At 67.0% G+C, this 19,291-nt stretch carries 19 protein-coding genes and 1 rRNA gene; 14 read left to right on the top strand and 6 right to left on the bottom strand.

Translation table 11 applies throughout. The features are described from left to right. Together ACFWPX_RS27620 and ACFWPX_RS27615 are read left to right on the top strand one after the other, a co-directional pair. The coding region (locus ACFWPX_RS27620; protein WP_378930363.1) for an AMP-binding protein at window positions 1-1,338 on the top strand (1,338 nt) is incomplete at its 5' end. 101 nt (window positions 1,339-1,439) lie between these two features. Continuing rightward, window positions 1,440-2,039: a class I SAM-dependent methyltransferase gene (locus ACFWPX_RS27615; protein WP_378917561.1), complete on the top strand. Its 600-nt coding sequence runs from the start codon at window positions 1,440-1,442 to the stop codon at window positions 2,037-2,039. A 1-nt stretch (window position 2,040) separates the two neighbouring features. On the opposite strand, the gene rffA is transcribed toward ACFWPX_RS27615, so the two are convergent. Both rffA and ACFWPX_RS27605 read right to left on the bottom strand, forming a co-directional pair. Continuing rightward, complete coding sequence (rffA, locus tag ACFWPX_RS27610) at window positions 2,041-3,180, bottom strand: dTDP-4-amino-4,6-dideoxygalactose transaminase (RefSeq protein ID WP_378917563.1); 1,140 nt, start codon at window positions 3,178-3,180, stop codon at window positions 2,041-2,043. Continuing rightward, window positions 3,170-4,258 carry a glycosyltransferase gene (locus ACFWPX_RS27605; protein WP_378930361.1) on the bottom strand — a complete coding sequence of 363 codons (1,089 nt, stop codon included), beginning with the start codon at window positions 4,256-4,258 and terminating at the stop codon, window positions 3,170-3,172. The genes rffA and ACFWPX_RS27605 overlap by 11 nt, the downstream gene beginning before the upstream one ends. 170 nt (window positions 4,259-4,428) lie before the next feature. Here ACFWPX_RS27605 and ACFWPX_RS27600 point away from each other — a divergent pair, with 170 nt between their 5' ends. The 4 genes from ACFWPX_RS27600 to ACFWPX_RS27585 all read left to right on the top strand — a co-directional run bounded on the left by ACFWPX_RS27600 (window position 4,429) and on the right by ACFWPX_RS27585 (window position 8,294). After that, window positions 4,429-6,687: a hypothetical protein gene (locus ACFWPX_RS27600; RefSeq protein WP_378930359.1), complete on the top strand. Its 2,259-nt coding sequence runs from the start codon at window positions 4,429-4,431 to the stop codon at window positions 6,685-6,687. Further along, a complete protein-coding gene (locus ACFWPX_RS27595; RefSeq protein WP_378917569.1) occupies window positions 6,684-7,151 on the top strand; it encodes a GtrA family protein in 468 nt (155 codons plus the stop codon). The genes ACFWPX_RS27600 and ACFWPX_RS27595 overlap by 4 nt, the downstream gene beginning before the upstream one ends. Window positions 7,152-7,161: 10 nt before the next feature. Then, a complete protein-coding gene (locus ACFWPX_RS27590) occupies window positions 7,162-7,386 on the top strand; it encodes a Trm112 family protein (RefSeq protein ID WP_378917571.1) in 225 nt (74 codons plus the stop codon). A gap of 101 nt (window positions 7,387-7,487) precedes the next feature. Continuing rightward, window positions 7,488-8,294 (top strand): class I SAM-dependent methyltransferase, encoded by an 807-nt coding sequence (locus ACFWPX_RS27585; protein ID WP_378930357.1) that lies wholly within the window; start codon window positions 7,488-7,490, stop codon window positions 8,292-8,294. 1 nt (window position 8,295) lies between these two features. Here ACFWPX_RS27585 and ACFWPX_RS27580 read toward each other — a convergent pair whose 3' ends face one another. The 4 genes from ACFWPX_RS27580 to ACFWPX_RS27565 all read right to left on the bottom strand — a co-directional run bounded on the left by ACFWPX_RS27580 (window position 8,296) and on the right by ACFWPX_RS27565 (window position 12,044). Next, the gene (locus tag ACFWPX_RS27580) at window positions 8,296-8,931 is read right to left on the bottom strand and encodes a TetR family transcriptional regulator (RefSeq protein ID WP_378930355.1); all 636 of its coding nucleotides are present in this window, start codon (window positions 8,929-8,931) and stop codon (window positions 8,296-8,298) included. Between the two features lie 32 nt (window positions 8,932-8,963). Beyond that, window positions 8,964-9,725 carry an ABC transporter permease gene (locus ACFWPX_RS27575; RefSeq protein ID WP_378917577.1) on the bottom strand — a complete coding sequence of 254 codons (762 nt, stop codon included), beginning with the start codon at window positions 9,723-9,725 and terminating at the stop codon, window positions 8,964-8,966. Further along, window positions 9,722-10,456 carry an ABC transporter ATP-binding protein gene (locus ACFWPX_RS27570; RefSeq protein WP_378917579.1) on the bottom strand — a complete coding sequence of 245 codons (735 nt, stop codon included), beginning with the start codon at window positions 10,454-10,456 and terminating at the stop codon, window positions 9,722-9,724. Before ACFWPX_RS27570 ends, ACFWPX_RS27575 begins: the two co-directional genes overlap by 4 nt. A 73-nt stretch (window positions 10,457-10,529) precedes the next feature. Further along, window positions 10,530-12,044, bottom strand: coding sequence for a multicopper oxidase family protein (locus ACFWPX_RS27565; RefSeq protein ID WP_378930353.1), 1,515 nt, complete (start codon window positions 12,042-12,044; stop codon window positions 10,530-10,532). A 187-nt stretch (window positions 12,045-12,231) separates the two neighbouring features. Here ACFWPX_RS27565 and ACFWPX_RS27560 point away from each other — a divergent pair, with 187 nt between their 5' ends. The 8 genes from ACFWPX_RS27560 to ACFWPX_RS27525 form a co-directional block, all read left to right on the top strand. Then, window positions 12,232-13,410 (top strand): NAD(P)/FAD-dependent oxidoreductase, encoded by a 1,179-nt coding sequence (locus ACFWPX_RS27560; protein ID WP_378930351.1) that lies wholly within the window; start codon window positions 12,232-12,234, stop codon window positions 13,408-13,410. A gap of 90 nt (window positions 13,411-13,500) precedes the next feature. Continuing rightward, window positions 13,501-14,379, top strand: a complete 879-nt coding sequence (locus ACFWPX_RS27555; protein ID WP_378930349.1) for an RNA polymerase sigma-70 factor — start codon at window positions 13,501-13,503, stop codon at window positions 14,377-14,379. Window positions 14,380-14,451: 72 nt separating this feature from the next. Beyond that, window positions 14,452-14,808: a DUF4377 domain-containing protein gene (locus ACFWPX_RS27550; protein WP_378930347.1), complete on the top strand. Its 357-nt coding sequence runs from the start codon at window positions 14,452-14,454 to the stop codon at window positions 14,806-14,808. A gap of 65 nt (window positions 14,809-14,873) precedes the next feature. Next, complete coding sequence (locus ACFWPX_RS27545; RefSeq protein ID WP_378917589.1) at window positions 14,874-15,524, top strand: DNA-3-methyladenine glycosylase; 651 nt, start codon at window positions 14,874-14,876, stop codon at window positions 15,522-15,524. Between the two features lie 74 nt (window positions 15,525-15,598). Further along, window positions 15,599-16,024: a DoxX family protein gene (locus tag ACFWPX_RS27540; protein WP_378917591.1), complete on the top strand. Its 426-nt coding sequence runs from the start codon at window positions 15,599-15,601 to the stop codon at window positions 16,022-16,024. 198 nt (window positions 16,025-16,222) lie between these two features. Then, window positions 16,223-17,080 (top strand): alpha/beta hydrolase, encoded by an 858-nt coding sequence (locus tag ACFWPX_RS27535; protein ID WP_378930345.1) that lies wholly within the window; start codon window positions 16,223-16,225, stop codon window positions 17,078-17,080. Window positions 17,081-17,108: 28 nt separating this feature from the next. Next, complete coding sequence (gene tyrS, locus ACFWPX_RS27530; RefSeq protein ID WP_378930343.1) at window positions 17,109-18,395, top strand: tyrosine--tRNA ligase; 1,287 nt, start codon at window positions 17,109-17,111, stop codon at window positions 18,393-18,395. Window positions 18,396-18,935: 540 nt separating this feature from the next. Continuing rightward, window positions 18,936-19,291: ribosomal RNA gene (locus ACFWPX_RS27525) — 16S ribosomal RNA — on the top strand; the annotation flags it as partial.

Below are 19,291 nucleotides of genomic sequence, written 5' to 3'. Positions count from 1 at the left end.
GACAACACCCCCCCTCCAAACCGCCCCACCCCCGCGCCCCCCCCCCCCAGTGTTCCGGCGCGCCGCGGTCCACACACTCATGCGGCCCGCCCCCCCCCCCGCGACCGGGTGATCGACCTCGAGCAGATCGACCCGGCGACGGTCAGGGTGCCCGCCTGGTACCGGCCGAACCCCGGTCTGGCGCGTGAACTCGCGTTCGTGCTCGTGCTCGGCTCCGGCGACCGCCTCGAGGCGAAGTACATCACCAACCATCGCTGGGCGCTGTCGGCGTTCGGCACCGCGAGCGCGGCCGACCTCGACCGGCGCGACACCGTGTACTGCCTTGCGCCACTGCATCATTCGTCGGGGCTGCTGGTGAGTCTCGGTGGGGCGATCGCCGGTGGCAGCCGGATCGCGCTGGCCAGGCCGATGGACATGGACCCGGGCCGCTTCGCCGAAGAGGTGCACCGCTACGGCGTCACCGTCGTCACCTACACCTGGACCATGCTGCGCGATCTGCTCGACGCCCAGGTCTTTCCCGCCGGCCACAACCATCCGATCCGGCTGTTCATCGGCTCCGGTATGCCCGCTGGGCTCTGGCGGCGCACGGTCGAACAGTTCGAGCCGGCCAGGGTGCTCGAGTTCTACGCCTCGATCGACGGTGATGTGGTGCTGGCGAATGTCCCCGGCGCCAAGATCGGGTCGAAGGGCAGGCCCGTGCCCGGCACCGCTCGGGTGGAACTGGTCGCCTACGACCCGGTCAGCGAGCAGATCCTCGTCGGTGACGACGGATTCGCGCGCCGCTGCGCCGACAACGAACCCGGCCTGCTGCTGGGCAAGGCCGTGGACGGCGGCGACATCTCCGACGGCGGGCTGCGCGGGGTGTTCCAGGCCGGTGACGCCTGGTGGCCGACGGAGAACCTGTTCCGGCGCGACAGCGACGGTGACTACTGGCTGGTCGACCGCCGCGACACGGTGATCCACACCGCGCGTGGGTCGGTGTTCACCCAGCCGATCGTGGACGTGCTCAACGACATCACGCCGGTCGACATGGAGGTCGCGTTCGGGCTGAAGACCCCGTCGGGCACGATCGCGGCGGCAGCGCTGAGCGTGCGCCACGGTTTCCGGATCGAACCGGGCGATGTCACCGAGGCGATGCGCGGGCTGGAGCGCAGCCAGCGTCCCGACCTGGTCTACGTCGTCGACGAGATCCCACGCAGTTCCAGCTTCCGTCCCTCGGCGTCGGCGGTCATGGCCGCCGGTCTGCCGCAGCCGGGACCGAACACCTGGTTCTACAACTGGGACACCGACGCCTACGAAGTACTCACCGCGTCCGATGTGGAGCGGTTGCTGGGCTGAAAACGGTCCCCGCCGACCATCTCTCGGTCGGCGGGGAAGCCGAATACTCCGTAGCATCGCGTGGGCTAGTTGTTTCACCGATGTTCCAGAGGATCTTTTTCGTGAGCACCAGCCTGATCTATCGCAGCGGAACCGTGTACGAAGTACTGATGCGGGGGTTGTACGGCCGTCACTACGACGGGCGTTTTCAGCCGATTGCCGCCCTGATACCACCGGGGGCCAGCGTCGTCGACGTCTGTTGCGGCCCGGCGACCCTGTTCACCAAACATTTGCAGGAAAAATCCGTCGACTATCGCGGGCTCGATCTCAACGAGGGATTCGTGGCCGAACTGACCCGAGCGGGTGGACACGGCGAGGTGTGGAACGTACACGCCGATGATCCGCTGCCGCCCGCCGACTACCTGATCATGCAGGCCAGCCTCTACCACTTCCTGCCGGACCCGGAAGCTGTCATCGATCGCATGATCGCGGCGGCCCGCGTCCAGGTGATCATCGCTGAGCCTGTCCGCAACCTCGCGACAAGTGACAATCGGGTGCTCGCCACCATCGGCCGACGGTTCACCAACGCGGGTGACGGCGCCCAGGAAGCCCGGTTCACCGAGCCGAGCCTGGATGCCTTCTTCCGGCGGTACGGGGCGCGCGTGTCCTACCGGGCGTTGATCGCGGGCGGGCGGGAAAAGCTCTACGTCCTCGACGTCTGAGTCAGACGGTGAACGCGGTGACCGCCTCGACGACCCGAGCGACCTGCTCGTCGCTCAGGTCGGGCCACAGCGGGAGCCGAACGACTGTGCCGGAGAACTCGGCACTGCGCACGCACGGATTCGGGGTCCGGCCGAGTTTGAATCCGGCCGGGCTCGAATCCAGCGGAACATAGTGGAACGGCGCGGAGATCCCGAGCGAGCCGAGGTGGCTGATCAGGTCGTCACGGCGGGCCTCGGTCGGGGTGCGCAGGTAGTACAGGTGCGCGGTGTGCTCGCGGTCGTCGGGGACGGTCATCAGGCGGATATCGTTGCGCGCGGCCCAGTCCGGCAGCGCGCTCGCGTAGCCGTCCCACACCCGATGGCGACCGGCCTGGATGACATCGAACTCCGCGAGCTGCGCGTCGAGCACCGCCGCGTTGAGTTCACTCGGCAGGTAGCTGGAACCGATGTCCTGCCAGGAATACTTGTCGACCGCGCCGCGCAGGAAACGAGCCCGGTCGGTGCCCTTCTCCCGGATGATCTCGGCGCGCGCCATCAGGATCTCGTCGGTGAGCAGCAGGGCGCCGCCCTCACCGCAGTGCACGTTCTTGGTGTCGTGGAAGCTCAGCGTGCCGAGCGTGCCGATGGTGCCGAGGGACTGGCCACGCCAGCGACCGCCGAGGCCGTGCGCGTTGTCCTCGATGATCGCGAAGCCGTGCGCGTCGGCGAGCGCGAGGAGCTCGGCCATGTCCGCGGCGACACCGCCGTAGTGGATGACGACAACGGCTTTGGTGCGCGGCGTGAGCGCGGCGGCGACCGAGGCCGGATCGAGATTGCCGGTGGCGAGGTCGATATCGGCGAAGACGCAAGTCACGCCACGCAACGCCATCGACGTCGCGGTCGAGGTGAAAGCGAAGCTGGGCACGATCACTTCGTCGTCGGGGCCCAATTCGAGCAGTAGGCCCGCCATTTCGAGCGCGGAGGTGCACGAGGTGGTCAGCAGTGCGTGCGGGGCCTCGGTGATGGCCTTGATCTTCGCTGTGGCCGACGCGGTGAACGCGCCGTCGCCGTGACTGTGATCAGAGTTCAGCACCGCCTCGAGGTTGGCCAGTTCCTGGCGCGCCCGAAACGGTCGGCTGAAGATGATGCGGTCACTGCTCAACCCGGTCGGTCTCTCTCTTCGCGGTGGTCGCTTCCCGATGGCCGGGACGCGGAGTCGGTGAGTCTACGGTGAGGTACAGCGGTTTACCCACCAGGACGTGCAGTGCGACGCCGAGGTATTCGGCGATCAGCCCGAGCGAGAACAACGTCGCACCCGAACACAGCAGCAGCACGACGATGATCGATGCCCACCCTTCGGGCGCACCGTCCCCGGTGAGATGCTGGCCGATGATCACCGCGGCGAATACGAGCCCGCCGAGCGCGAGGGTCACGCCGAGCATGCTCACCAGCCGCAGCCCGCGAGTGCCGCTGCACAACACCATCTTCCAGAACAGCGAGAACAGTCGGCGGTAGTTGTACCCGGACTCGTCGCGACCCTCGGCCCGCAGCTCGACCGGCACCTGCGCGACCGAGCCGACCACCCAGGTGAGTGCGACGTCGAGGTAGACGCCGTTGGACGCGACCCCGGCGAGTTGGCGGCCGATATCGCCGCGGATGAGCCGGTAGCTCTCGAAACGACTCGAGTCGGGGAAGGCGAACAGCGTCGCCAACACGATCTTCGCGCCGCGCGAGGTGATGTTGCGCAGGAAACCGTGCGGGCGGGTGTTCACCGGCTTCGAGTACACGAGGTCGGCCCGCTCGGTGAGCGCCGCGTCGAGGAACTTGCCGATGAACGCCGGATCATGCTGACCGTCTTCGTCCATGGTGATGATCCAGTCGCCGCCCGCGGCCGACATGCCCGCGATGGTCGCCGCGTCCTGGCCGAAGTTGCGGCTCAACCAGACGGTGCGCACCTCCTCGAAGATGTGTTCCAGTTCCTGGAGCACAACATCGGAGTGATCGGGGCCGTGATCGTGGACCAGGACGATCTCGTCAACGACGAACGTGACGCCACCCGGCGTTTCGGTGGGTCGGCTCAGCTTGTGCAGTTCGCCGACCAGGCCGCTGATGGTCTCCTCGCCGCGGTAGATCGGCACCACGACCGAAACCCGATGTGGGCGAGGGCCGCCGGACGCGTCGGCATGACCGTTCGGCGTCGGAGGAACGGGACGGTAGGTCGGCGAGGTGGGAATCGGCATCAGCTGGATCGACTTTCGAAGACGGTGCGTGCCGGTACTCCCTGCGTGACAGCAGAGTCCGAGCCGGTGAACTCTAACACGGTACAGCCTGGCCTTCTCGGAGCTGCGCCGAGGGAATCTGCCTGACCCACTGCACCATGAACGGCCGGTCGATGTAGGGTCTGGGACTCGTGACCGACAGTGCTGTACTCGATGCGCGTAGAGACCCTGATTCGCGACGCGATGTCGTGCGATGGGGGCTCGTCACCACTATCGGGGTGATCCTCGGGTACGTCGCTGTGCTTTTGGCCAACGCACGTCATTTCTTCACCGACGACACCGAGTCGCAGTACACCTCGCTGTGGGTGACGCTGGGCCGCGAGATGCGCGAGGGCCGGTTCCCCGCGATGGTTCCCGAGCAGTGGATGTCGGGCAACAACACGATGGACGATGCCGGGCTGTTCAACCCGCCGCAGCTGCTGATCGACCTGATCGCGCCGTCGGTGGACAATATCGCGCTCTACGCGACCGTGGTGAAGTTGATCTTCTCGATCATCGCGGGTCTGGGTGTGTACCGGATCTGCCTGGCCTACGGTGGTCGGCTGTCGTGGGCGGCGGTCGCGGGCGTCGCGTTCCCGCTGTCGGGCTTCTTCCTGTTCTTCGACACCGCGAGCTGGATGACCGCGCTCACCGGCACCGCGTGGATGGTGCACGCGTGGGCGTCGTCGGTGCGCTACGCGCGGGGAACCGGCGGGCCGATCCCGGTTTTCATCTTCTTGTATCTGACGATTTCGGTGCAGTACATCTTCCCTGCGGTCGAAGCGGTGTTGATGCTGTTCGCCGTCGCCGTCGGCGAGATCATCTACCAGCGCGCATGGCGGCCGGTGCTGCGGTTGGCGCTGGTGTCGCTGTGTGCCGGGCTCGCCGGTCTGCTGACCTACCTGCCGAGCATGCTCTCGGCCAAGGTGACCTGGCGCGGGACCGCGCAGATCATCAACGACCAGTTCCTCACCGTGCCGTGGTCGGAGTCGCTGAACGCGAGCCTGCCGAGCACCTTGCCCGCGTTCACCTCGTGGTGGGGCTACATCCAGCCGATGCCGGTCACCTATATCGCCTGGTTCCTGGTGCCCGCGCTCGCCTTCATCGATTGGCGCAGGGCGAAGGACTGCTGGCGTGAACTCAGCGCGGTCGGGATCTTCGCGATCATGATGCTGATGTGGACGGCCGGTCCCGGCACGGTCGGGCCGCTGCGGTGGCCGGTGCGGGTGCTGCCGATGCTCGCGATCGGTCTGCTCGTGCTGGTCTGCGTGTTGCTCGGTCGTTACGGCACCACCAAGGACCTGAAGAATCGCGGTATCGCCGCCGGTGTGCTGATCCTGCTGCTGTGGGTCCGGTCGTTCTCGGCCGCGCCCGATGACTGGTACTGGCACCTGCTGTCGGCGGTCGCGATCGGCGCGCTCGGCGCCGGGCTGATCTGGCTGGACAAGACCCGTGGTGTCGCCGCCGCGTGCCTGCTCGCCATCACCGCGATGTTCCCGATCGTGTACCTGCAGGTTCGTGACGCGCAGCCGACGCCGATGTCGTGGAACCTGCCCGCCTCGCGGTCCGAGGCCGCGGCGAAGTTCCCCGATTTCACCGGCAACACCATCCAGCTCGGTGACCGTGGGCTGCTCCAGCCCAAGGACAAGAGCGTGGACGGGGCCTACGGGTCGCTCGTCTTCGGCAACTCCGCCAAGGGCCTGGGCCTGAACTACGTGAACGGCTACACGCCGACCGGGCACTTCTACTTCGGCGAACTGCTGTGCATGCGCTGGGACAGCAGCGTGTGCCCCGACGCCTACCGGCGGATGTTCGCGCCGGAGGCCACCACAGGGCGGCCGTTGGCCGATCTGATGAACCTGGACCGGGTCGTCGTGCAGAAGGCGCTGTTCCCCGACGTGGTCAACCAGGAACCGCCCGCCGGGTGGAAGTGGGTCGACTACCCGGGCCACGAGAACTACATCGGTGTGCTCGAGCGGGTCGACGGACCGATCTCGAGCAAGAACGGCCGGATCACCGATGCCGCAGGCGTCACCGCGACGTCGCTGTCGGAGAGCTACTCGAGCACCCGGGCACAGGTCAGTTCGGCCAACGGTGGCCGGATCGTGCTCTCGCGCCTGGCGTGGCCCGGCTACCGGGCGTCGCTGAACGGCGAACCGATCCCGGTGACGCAGATCGCCAAGTCGATCCTGGCGGTGGACATCCCGGCGGGCACCGACAAGGCCGAACTCGATGTCACCTGGCGTCCGCCGGGCTGGAAGATCGGCATCGCGGCCGTGCTCACCGGGCTGGCCGGACTCGGTGTCGCGCAGTGGTTCTACGTGCGTGGACGTCGTCGCGGTGCCGAGAGCGAGGCCACCGAACCGGCCGCCGACACCCCCGAACGTGAAATGGTGAACGTGTCGTCATGACAGCCGACTCACCGCATGTCGCCGACGCGCCGACCGGCCTGCTGCTGCGGGTCGTGCGGCGCCAGGAACTGGCGTTCGCGCTGATCGGCGGCTTCAACACCGTCCTCGGCATCGTGCTCACCGTGGCCTGGATGGCCGTTCTCGGCGATTCCGTGCCGCCCGCGGTCGCGGTGGCGCTGGCCTACAGCATCGGCCTGGTCAGCGCGTTCGTTCTGCACCGGACGCTGGTGTTCCGGGTGCGTGGGCATGTGCTGCGCGACTTCCTCGGGTTCGTGGTGGTGAACTCGGGCGGACTCGTGCTGAACATGGCGTTGCTCTCGCTCGCGGTGTCGGTGTTCGGGTTGCCGCGGATGCCCTCGGCGGTGGTCGTTCTCGGCCTGGTCGCGGTCGGCAGCTACTTCGGTCACCGCCACATCTCGTTCCGCCGTGGCACGGATTCTCCGGCGTCGGCGACGGCGGGGTAGGTTGTCGGTTATGGCGCAAGAATCCACGATCGACGCGACTCTGCTCGGCCTGCTCGCCTGCCCCCAGGACAAGGGCCCGCTGCAGTTGGTGCGCACCGAAGCCGATGCGAGCGTGCTCTACAACCCCCGCCTGCGCCGCGCCTACCCGATCGACAACGGCATCCCGGTGCTGCTGATCGACGAGGCCCGCGACGTCACCGACGCCGAACACGAATTCTTCGTCGCCGAATCCTGACCGGCGCACCCGGTAGCTTCCCCACTCCTCCGAAATCGGAGTTAGGCTCACCTTAGTCAGCTTGCCGAGGTGCCGACCCGATCAGGAAAAGAGTGTGTCCGATGGCCGATGACGTCGCACTGAGCGGCATTCCCCTGACCATGCTGTGGACCCTCCACAACCGCGGTTCGGAGGTGAAGCGCGCCGACGCGATCCTGACCGACCCGGACTGCGAACGCCTCTACGACACCATCGATTTCGACTACGCGCGGACCTTCGGGAAGCCCGATGGTACCCACGCCGTCCGCTCGGCCCGGTTCGACGACGCGCTGCGGCCGTGGCTGGCCGCACATCCCGGCGGGACCGTGGTGGAACTGGCGGCCGGCCTCGAGACCCAGTTCCAGCGATGCGACGACGGCGCGGTGCGCTGGCTGTGCGTCGATGTGCCGGAGGCGATCGAGATCCGCACCCGGTTCCTGCCGCCGGTCTCGCGGTGCGAGTATCTGCCGATCAGCGCGCTGGATCTGTCCTGGCTCGACCACGTCGACGCCGAGCGCGGTGTCTTCGTCACGGCCCAGGGGCTTTTGATGTACTTCGAGCCCGACGACGTGCGCCGCCTGGTGACCGCGATTCTCGAACGATTCGCCGGCGTCGAGCTGATGTTCGACACCATCCCGCCGTGGTTTTCCCGCAAGACCGTGCGCGGCTTCCGCAAGACACCGGACTACACGGCGCCGCCGATGCCGTGGGGGATCGAGCGCAGCAAGATCGCGGCGTTGCTGCGCTCGTGGAGTCCGGCGGTCGGCGAGGTGACGGTGAGCTCCTACGGGCCCTCGCACGGTCCGCTGGCCGCGACCCTGCCGATGTTCGGTGCGCTGCCGGTCCTGCGCGACGTGCCACCGGCTGTCGTGCGGGTGAGTTCGCGCTGAATCACCAACTGCCGGTAGTGATATCGCCCGTCAGGTAGCGCTGGACGACCGGGCCGACGGCATCGACCACGGCATCGATCGGCATGGAGGCCAGCGGTTCCAGCGCGATGATCTTGCGTGCGGTCAACACCCCCATCATCTGGGACGCGGCGAGCGAGACCCTGGCCCGTCCGTCGTCATCCGGGGTCGCGATGCGCACGCGGACCCGTTCCAGCACCACTTGGAGCAGGAACGAGCGCGCGAGATTCTGATCGCCGCCCGCGAAAATACTGCGCACCATGGCCACGATGCCGGGTCCGGCGGGGGAGTCCCACACCGTGACCACCGCGCGCACGATGGTCTGCCCGAGCTCGTCGACCGGAGCGGCGTCGACCGCGCGCAACGTCGTGTCCGGGTCGACCGGGAAGTCCACCACGGCGGCGAACAGTTGCTGCTTGTTGCCGAAATAGTGGTGCACCAGCGCCGGGTCGACATCGGCATCGGCCGCGATCGCGCGGATCGAAGTCTTGTCGAACCCGGCGCCCGCGAACCGCACTCGCGCCGCGTCGAGAATCGCCAGCTTGGTGTCGGCATTGCCCGGCCTGCGCCCGGTGCGCCCGGATCTCGCTGTGCCGGAACCGGATTCGCCGTCACTCATGGTGTCCTCTCGTCGTGGCCGGGCCTTGTTCGCTACGGGGTGCGTCGACGCAGAGTAGCCGCGGCGAGGCCGAGCGCCACCACCGCGAACCCGGCGACCACGGCGATATCGCGCCACATCGCGCCCGTCGGCTCCGCATGGACCGACACCTGCTGTAGCGCGTCCACCGCGTAACTCAACGGCATCACATTGCTGATCGCCTCCAGCCAGCCGGGTAGCCGGTCGCGCGGAACCAGCAGCCCGCACAGGAAGATCTGCGGTGCGACGATCACCGGCATGAACTGCACGGCCTGGAACTCGGTGCGCGCGAAGGCGCTCGCCAGCAGGCCGAGCCCGACGCCGCACACCGCGTCGACCATCGCGATCAGCAGGACCCAGCCGGGACTGCCCGCGGCGGTCAACCCGAGCAGCCAGAACGCGACCACGCTGGCGACCGCGGCCTGGGCGGCGGCGGCGAGGGAGAACGCGCTGCCGTACCCGGCGAGCAGGTCGAGCTTGCTCAGCGGAGTGGTGAGCAGCCGTTCGAGGGTTCCGGATGTGCGTTCGCGCTGCATCGCGATCGCGGTGATCAGGAACATCACGATGAACGGCAGGATCCCGAGCATCGTGATGCCGACCCGGTCGAACATCGTCAGCGGGGCGTGTGGGGCGCGCGGTGCGTCCTGGTAGATGAAGTACAGCAGGGTCATCAGCAGGGCGGGAACCACCAGGATCATCGCCACGGTGCGGTGATCGTTGCGCAGTTGCCGCAGGATCCGGCCGGTGGTGGCGGTGTAGGGGCGCAGGGTGGTCATGGGTGCTCTCCCATCGTGATCAAGGTCAGGAAGGCGGCCTCGAGGTTCTGTTCGTCGGTACGCTCGCGCAGTTCGTCGGGGCTGAGCTGGGCGAGCAGTACGCCCTCGCGCATCAGCAGCAGCTTGTCGCAGTGTTCGGCTTCGTCCATCACATGACTCGAGACCAGCAAAGTCGTTCCCGCCGCGGCCAATTCGCGGAACTGCTTCCACAGCTCCACGCGCAACACCGGATCGAGTCCGACCGTCGGTTCGTCGAGCACCAACAGCTCGGGCTTGCCGACGAGCGCGCACGCCAGCGACGCTCTGGTCTTCTGCCCACCCGAGAGCTGATCGCCGAGCTGATCGGCGTGATCGGCCAAACCGACCGCGACGAGCGCGGATTCGGTGTCGTCCCGGTCGCGCCCGTAGAGCGCGGCGTAGTAGGCCACATTGTCGCGGACGCTGATGTCGGCGTAGATGCTCGGCGCCTGGGTGACGTAGCCGACCCGGCGGCGCAACCCGGCGCTACCCGCGGGCTCTCCGAGCACGGTGACGGTCCCCGACTCCACCAGCTGCGTTCCCACGATGCTGCGCAGCAGGGTGGTCTTCCCGCAACCCGACGGGCCGAGCAGGCCGGTGATCGAGCCGCGCGGGATGTCCATGGTCAGGCCGTGCAGGACGGACCGTTTTCCGCGCTTGACGGTCAGGTCCGCGACCTGGATGGCGGTCGGTGGCGGTGCGGTGTGCGACATGGTCGCCTCAATTCATCGAGTGTTGAATTCACTACGTGATGAATTTAGCGCGATGGTGTCGATGTGGCAAGGGTCAGTGGGCGTGTCCAGGGGGTGTCGCAGCCTGCTGACCTGGTTCGACGACGGTGAACTGGCCCATCATCCCGATATCCTCGTGCCACAGCAGGTGGCAGTGGTACATGTACGGCGTCGTCGGATCGGCAGGCCCGTCGAAGCGCAGGACCAGGGTGGCCGCCGTATTCGGCGGCAGGAAAATGGTGTCCTTGGCGCCGGCCAGCTCGGGTGGTGGCGGGGCCCCGTCGTAGTCGAGCACCCGGAACTGCACATCGTGGACGTGAAAGTTGTGCGGCATGCCGTCGATGTTGCGCACGACCCAGGTCTCGGTGGTGCCCCGGGTGACGGTCGTGTCGATGCGGCTCATGTCCATGCGCTCGCCGTTGATACCGGCCAGGGTCAGATCGAAGCGGCGTTGCACGACCGAGTCCGTGCCGTCGGGAATCGACGGCGGCACAAGGGTTTCCGGCAGCGCGGGGGAGGGTCGCAGGGTGGACGCGGCGCGCAGTTCGAGGACATCGAACCTGTCGTCACCGCCCGAGAACCGGTTCGACCAGAAGTCCAGGCCCGCCTCGAGCTTCTCGCTGCGGAGAACGGTGCGCTCACCGGGCCGCATTCGCACCACGATCTCGGCGCGCTCGCCGGGTGAGAGCTGGATGCGATCCAGGGTGGCGGGGCGTTCGAGCAGGCCGCCGTCGGAACCGAGCATCGCGAACGGTCGGGCATCGTCGAAGGCGAAGGTATAGATCCGCGCGGTCGAGGCATTGAGCAGGCGCAGCCGCACCAGTTCGTCGCCGACCTCCTGGTAGGGCGCGAGCGTGCCGTTGACCATGGTGCGATCGCCGAGGAATCCGATATCGCGGAAGATCGCGTGCGCGCCGTCGAGGCGGTTTCCGCGTAGTCGCATGTCCTGCACGATCACCGGGATGTCGTCGACACCGTAGGTGTTCGGCAGCGGCAGTTCGGCGCTCGGCGCGTCATCGATCAGGAACATCCCCGCCAGGCCGCGGCGCACGTGGTCCTCGGTCGCGCCGTGTGGGTGCGGGTGATACCAGAGGGTCGAAGCCGGTTGGGCCACCGTCCATTCCGGTGCCCATGACGCGCCGGGCTCGACCATCTGGTGCGGCCCGCCGTCCATGGCGGCGGGCAGATGCATGCCGTGCCAGTGCACCGTCGACGCTTCGGGTAATTGGTTGCGCACCTGGACGCGCACCCGTTCGCCGCGGGCCGCGCGCAAGGTCGGACCGAGATGGCTGCCGTTGAAACCCCAGGTCTCGGTCTCGCGTCCGGGTTCGAACGCGGTTGTCCCGGTGCGCATATCGAGCGAGAACACCCGTGTTCCGGCGGAATCGACGGTCGAATCGGCCAATGGCGGAATGCGTAGCGGCTGGGTGAATTCCGTTGTGCCGACCGCGGATACGTCAGCATCGGTCCATGTCCACGCCACCCCGGCGCCGATCGCAGTGGGCAGGATGACGACAAGGGCGCACGCGCCGAGCAGGATTCGGCGCAGCCGACGTGGGGGAGAAGCCATGCATCGACGGTAGGGACGTAAGCCTCGTGCCACATCGGGGTGCGTCCCCGGTTCGACCCTGATTCCTTACCGACGTGTTCAGGGTTTTTCGCAGGTCAGGATGTGTGATGTGGATCACAATGATGGGTTGTCACGTTCCGACGGGCTGCTTTGTCCCATGAACATCCCACCGACAAGGAGCAGCGCAATGACCACCACCACGCACCGCATCGTCGTCCTCGGCGCCGGCTACACCGGCATGCTGGCCGCGATCCGCCTGGCCCGGCGCACCCGGAAATTGGATGTGGCGATCACCCTGGTCAACCCTTCGGCCCGCTTCACCGAGCGGCTGCGGATGCACCAGGTCGCCGCGGGCCAGGAACTCGCCCACCACGACATCCCGGAAATGCTCGACGGCACCGGTATCGAGTTCGTCCAGGGCTGGGTCACCGCCATCGACCCCACCGTCCAGCGCGTCCACGTCGACGGTGCGGGCGAGCTCGCCTACGACGAACTGATCTACGCCCTCGGCAGCACCGCCGAGACGACCCTCGTACCCGGCGTCGCCGAACACGCCTTCACCCTCGACAACCCCCGCCGCGCCCACGAATTCGCAGGCAAGCTGGCCACTCTCGCGACCGAAGGCGCCTCGGTTGCCGTCTGCGGCGGCGGCCTCACCGGCATCGAAGCCGCCACCGAGATCGCGGAAAGCCACCCTGGCCTGCGCGTCACCCTGATCAGCTCGGGCGAGCCGGGCGCGATGATGGGCGACAAGGCCCGCGCGCACCTGAACAAGGCGCTGGACCGGCTCGGCATCGTCCGGGAGATCGGCGTGCGTGTCGCGAAAGTGCAGCCCGACGCGGTCGAGCTCGCCGACGGCACGGTGATCGGCGCCGATCTCACCCTGTGGACCACCGGTGTCCGGGTCTCGCCGCTGGCCGCCGAGGCAGGTATCGACACCGACGCGCGCGGCCTCATCGTCGTCGACCCGACACTGAAGTCGGTGTCGCACCCCACGATTCACGCGATCGGTGACGCGGCCGCCGTTCGTCAGCCATGGGGGCAGGTACACGGCACCTGCCAGAGCGGCATGCCCACCGCCGCCTACACCGCCGACATGATCGCCGCCGAACTGCGCGGTAAGAAGGCGCGGCCGTTCCGTTTCGGCTACTTCCACCAGCCTGTCAGCCTCGGCCGCCGCGACGCGGTCATCCAGTTCACCAAGGCCGACGACACCCCGCGCCGTCTCTACCTCACCGGCTGGGCCGCGCGCACCTACAAGGAAATGGTCAGCAGCAGCCCGGTTCCGGCGTTCAAAGCCAGCAAGAAGATGACCATGAACGTGCAATTGTCCAAGGGCGGCAAGGTCACTCGCGCCATCGCGTGAGTGACCTGCCGCCGTCGCCGATCGGGCGCCGGTCAGCATCGGCGCCCGCTGATTCGCCACAGTGACGGAGCGTGCGAGATGGTAGGACCTATGTCCGATCAGGATCCGTTCCTCGAACACCGCCGCCTGCTGTTCGCGACCGCGTACCGCATGCTCGGTACGGTCACCGACGCCGAGGACGTCCTGCAGGACACCTGGCTCAAGTGGAACGACATCGACCACACCACGGTCACCCACCCCAAGGCCTATCTGGTCCGCACGGTCACCAATCTCTCGCTCAACCGGCTCACCTCCGCCCGCGCGACCCGCGAAAGCTATGTCGGCCCTTGGCTTCCCGAGCCGGTCCTGACATCGCCCGATATCGCCGAGGACACCGAATTGGCCGATACCGTCTCCACCGCCATGCTCGTCGTGCTGGAAACCCTCACCCCCGTCGAACGCGCCGTGTTCCTACTGCGCGAAGTGTTCGGCTACTCGCACGCCGAAATCGCCGAAGCCCTCGACCGTCCCGAGGCGAGCGTGCGCCAGGTCGCGCACCGCGCGAAGAACCACGTCCAATCCCGCCGCCCGCGATTCGATACCGACAAGGCCGCTCGCGCCCAGGTCACCGCACAATTCATGGCCGCCTGCGCGGGCGGAGACCTCAATGCCCTGATGGACCTGCTGGCCCCCGATGTCACGTGCTGGTCCGATGGTGGCGGCGTGGTCACCGCCGCGCGCCGCCCCCTGTACGGCCCCGACCACGTCGCTCGCTGGATTCTCGGCGTCCTCGCCAAACCGTCGTCCGCGGGCTTCGAACTCACCGCGGCCGATATCAACGGCGAGCTCGGCGCCCTGGCGTCCTTCGCCGGAAACCCCGGCGCCGCTTTCACTTTCGATCTCGTCGACGGACACATCCAGAACCTGCGATTCCAGGTCAACCCCGGCAAGCTGGCAGGTCTGTACCGCGGCACCGACCTGCTCGGCTGACAAATCCTCCGCCCTGCTCGGTTACGTATCAGCTACCCTTCCTTGACACCCCGACGGCCGGAGGACGACACCATGGCTCGACGACCGACCCTGCTCGCCACCATGGTGCTCGCGACCGGCTTCGGCATCCTGGGCTGCGCTGACACCAGCGATGATGCCGCGGCCACCGAGCAGGAGGACGCCGTCCGGATGTTCGTCGCCGCCGAGCAGGTCGACTGCCAGGGCGTCGCACCCATGCGGTGCATGCAGGTCCGCTATTCCCCTGATGAGCCGTGGCAATTGTTCTACGACGGCATCACCGGATTCACCTACGAACCCGGCTACACCTACGAGCTGCTGGTCCGGGTCGATCCGGTCCAGAATCCACCCGCCGACCACTCGTCGCTCCGCTACGACCTGATCCAGGTCGAGGCCAAAATCCCCGCCTGAAACACGAGGCAGGCCCAGCGCCTACGCCTGACCCGGCAGCCAAGGGCCATCCTGCTCGGACGACAATGATGGTTGTGTCCGCCCAGGAACTGGCCGTCGATCCGCCCACCGCCGCGCACCGGCTGCTCGGTGCCGTCCTGACGTCGGGCCCGGTGGCCCTGCGGATCGTGGAGGTCGAGGCCTACGGCAGCGATCCCGCCGGACCGTGGCCCGACCCCGCCGCGCACTCCTGGCCGGGGCCGACCGCCCGCAACGCGGTGATGTTCGGCCCCGCCGGGCGGCTCTACGTCTATCGCTCGTACGGGATTCACCTGTGTGTGAATGTGACCGGCGGCTACGACGGCGAGGCCGGTGCGGTGCTCGTGCGTGCGGCCGAAGTTGTCGCGGGCATCGATATCGCACGTGAACGCAGACCCGCCGCCCGTAAGGACGCCGATCTGGCGCGGGGACCCGGCAATGTCGGCAGCGCGCTCGGCATCAGTATGTCCGACTATGGAACCGAGCTGTTCGATCCATTCTCCGCGCTGCACCTGGAACTGAAACCACCTGTGCCGCAATCCGATATCGCCTCCGGTCCGCGGGTGGGCGTCAGCGTTGCCGCCGAGATTCCCTGGCGGTTCTGGCTACCGGCGTCGAACGCCGTCTCGGTCTACCGGCGTAGCTCACGGGCGTCCGAGCCGAGCGGCGATTCCGAAAGACTTCGCCCACAGCGATGAGTTTGTGGGCGACGGTCCGTCCTATCTGTTGAACGCGCTACCAACCCGGCGCGACCGACTCGAAGGACGAGACAATGACCACTGCGACCCCCTCCGCGAACTTCTCCGACGCCGCCACCTACCGCCCCGGCAAGATCCGCAACCGCGTTCTGTGGACCCTGCAGATCGTGCTCGGCCTCTTCTTCGTGATCGCTTCGGGCGGACCGAAACTCGTCATCCCGAACACCCTGATGGACAACGCCCCCGAGAACCTGACCATCCCCATCGGACTGCTCATCTTCATCGGAGTTGTCGAGGTGGCAGGCGGCATCGGCCTGATGGTGCCGCGGCTCAGTGGCCTCGCGGCCGCGGGCCTTTCCGTGCTCACCGTGCTCGCCGCCGCGACGCAGGCCTTCATCGCCGACAAGCCCGCGATGGCGATCTTCCCGCTGGTACTGGCCGCGATCTTCGCCTGGATCGCCTACGAACGCCGCGCCACCATCACCGCACTGGTGCGATGAGCCGCGACTCGACACGCTGACGATCGCCGGAGCCCGGGGGGTTCCGGCGATCATCGGCGTGCCGAGACATCTGTGCGGGGTTCGGCCGCGGAGCCAAGATCGCCGCCCTGATCTCGTCTGTGAATCCAATATGGCGAACTCCCCCGGGGTGCGACGATCGAGGACCACGTCGAAAGACCGTACGAGCAGGAGCGCCCCGTGTTCACTTTTCCCAGCAGCGACGGCACCGTGATCCACGTGCGGAGCTGGCTCCCCACGGAGACCGAGCCGCGCGGCGTCGTGCAGATCGCGCACGGCATGGGCGAACATTCCGATCGCTACGGCCATCTCGCCGAACGGCTTTCGGGCCTCGGGTTCGCCGTCTATGCCGACGACCACCGCGGCCACGGCCTCACCATGGGTGAGGTACCGGGTGACCTGGGCCCCGACGGCTGGAACCTGCTCGTCGCCGACGAGGTCGCGCTCACCGAGATCCTGCGCGAACGCCATCCCGGTCTGCCCGTCACCCTGATCGGCCACAGCCTCGGCTCCTTCGCCGTGCAGCAGTACCTGCTCGACCACTCCGACCTGGTCGACGAGGTGGTCCTGAGCGGTACTACCGCGGTCGACGGCCTGTTCGGCGAGATCGCGGCCGCAGGCGGTGATCTGACCGCCTTCTTCAACGCCGAGTTCCAGCCCACCCGCACCGACGCCGACTGGATCAGCCGAGACGAAGCCCAGGTCGACGCCTACAACGCCGACCCGTGGTGCGGTTTCGCCATCGACGAGGCCAACATGGGCCTGCTCGCGGTCAACGCCCAGACCAGGCTGTCCGATCCGAGCACAGTGCGCACCGACCTGCCGGTCTACGTGCTGGTCGGCGACAAGGACCCGCTCAACGACAAGTTGCGCCTGTCCGACCTGCTGGTGCAGCGCTACCGCGACGCGGGCCTGAACGACATCACCTACCAGGTCTACGCGGACGCCCGCCACGAGGTCCTCAACGAAACCAACCGCGACGAGGTCGAAGCCGATCTGCTCGCCTGGATCACCCGCGCCCGGCCCGCACGCGACTGACGAACCGCATGCGGAAAGATAGGTCAGCGTGACCGGCGACATCTTCTACGAACTGACCTGGCGCGGCCTGATCGCGCAGTCCACCGACCTGGACGAGCTGCGCGCTGCCGCGGCCGCCGCGCCCCTGACGCTCTATGCCGGCTTCGACCCGACCGCCGCCAGCCTGCACGCCGGCCACCTCGTCCCGCTGCTCGCGCTCAAGCGCTTCCAGCTGGCCGGGCATCGGCCGATCGTGCTCGCCGGCGGCGCGACCGGAATGATCGGCGACCCGCGTGACGTGGGCGAACGCACCATGAACTCGACCGACACCGTCGCCGAGTGGGCACAGCGCATTCGAGGCCAGCTCGAGCGTTTCGTCGACCTCGACGATTCGCCGACCGGTGCGGTCATCGTCAACAACATGGACTGGACTGGTCCGCTGTCGACCGTCGACTTCCTGCGCGATGTCGGTAAGCACTTCTCGGTGAACGTGATGCTCGCTCGCGACACCGTCAAACGGCGGCTCGAAGGCGACGGCATCTCCTACACCGAGTTCAGCTACATGCTGCTGCAGGCCAACGACTACCTGCAGCTGCGGCGCGAGCACGGCTGCACGCTGCAGGTCGGTGGCTCCGATCAGTGGGGCAACATCATCGCCGGCGTCGAACTGAACCGGCGTGTGGACGGCGCGCATGTGCACGCGCTCACCGTGCCGCTGGTGACCTCGGCCGACGGCAAGAAGTTCGGCAAGTCCACCGGTGGCGGCAGCCTGTGGCTCGACCCCGAACTGACCAGCCCCTACGCCTGGTACCAGTACTTCGTGAACACCGCCGACGCCGATGTCGTGCGCTACCTGCGCTGGTTCACCTTCCTGAGCCGCGAAGAACTCGACGAACTCGAGCAGGCGACGGCGGAACGTCCGTTCGCGCGCGAGGCCCAGAAGCGTCTGGCGGCGGAGATGACCACGCTGGTGCACGGCGAGGCCGAGACCCGCGCGGCGGAACTGGCCAGCCATGCCCTCTTCGGTCGCGGTGAGCTCGGCGAACTTCCGCTGTCCACGCTCGGCGCCGCACTGCGCGAAGCCGCGGTCGACGGCAAGGTCGCCGAGGTGGTGCCGGGCGAACCGAACACGATCGTCGACCTGCTCGTCGCGTCGGGCCTGTGCGAAAGCAAGGGCGCGGCCCGTCGGGTGGTCAACGAAGGCGGCGCGTCGGTGAACAACCAGCGGGTCAGCGACGTCGAATGGACTCCGTCCGACGCCGACTACCTGCACGGTGAGTGGCTGGTGCTCCGGCGCGGAAAGAAGAACATGGCGGGCGTACATCGGATAGCCTGACGTCGTTGCGGAGGCCTGAATCACATCCGTGTGATTCAGGCAGCCGCATCGGCTGAGCGCACCGCCGTGACCTGCGGAGATCCGGTGTTGTCCAGGCGATTTGACGCGGCGTTATCCGGCGCGTAACTTATTGGAAGTCAGAGCGACACGGACACCAACCCGGAGCCGAGACGCTAGCCCGAGTGGCTGGCGGGCCAGGGAAACGCGGTAGTACGGGGAAGCGCCTGACGGAGCTGAAGATCTTGTGACCAGGCTTACGATTGACATCGTCTGGACGCGAGGTTAGGCTGGAACAGTTGCCCTTCGGAAGATCTGGAAGATCCAGTTATTCCGTTTGTGCGTGTGTTCTTTGAGAACTCAATAGTGTGTCGATGAATGTCAGTGCCAATAATTATTATTGGTTCCAACCTTCGCGTACCCCCCGGTCGTGGGAGGTTGGACATAAACAACAGCGAATTTTTTGCTGGTGTTTGGCTTTGCTAGGTTTTCGGACTCTAGTTAGATAATTTTGATTGCACCCTCGGGTGTTTTCGAGAGTCTTCAACGGAGAGTTTGATCCTGGCTCAGGACGAACGCTGGCGGCGTGCTTAACACATGCAAGTCGAGCGGTAAGGCCCTTCGGGGTACACGAGCGGCGAACGGGTGAGTAACACGTGGGTGATCTGCCCTGTACTTCGGGATAAGCCTGGGAAACTGGGTCTAATACCGGATATGACCATGGAATGCATGTTCTATGGTGGAAAGATTTATCGGTACAGGATGGGCCCGCGGCCTATCAGCTTGTTGGTGGGGTAACGGCCTACCAAGGCGACGACGGGTAGCCGACCTGAGAGGGTGACCGGCCACACTGGGACTGAGACACGGCCCAGACTCCTACGGGAGGCAGCAGTGGGGAA

The organism is Nocardia sp. NPDC058518 (assembly GCF_042719655.1).
Taxonomy (GTDB): Bacteria; Actinomycetota; Actinomycetes; order Mycobacteriales; family Mycobacteriaceae; genus Nocardia.
The sequence above is the reverse complement of the archived record's forward strand: the minus strand, read 5'-3'. Positions and strand labels throughout refer to the sequence as shown.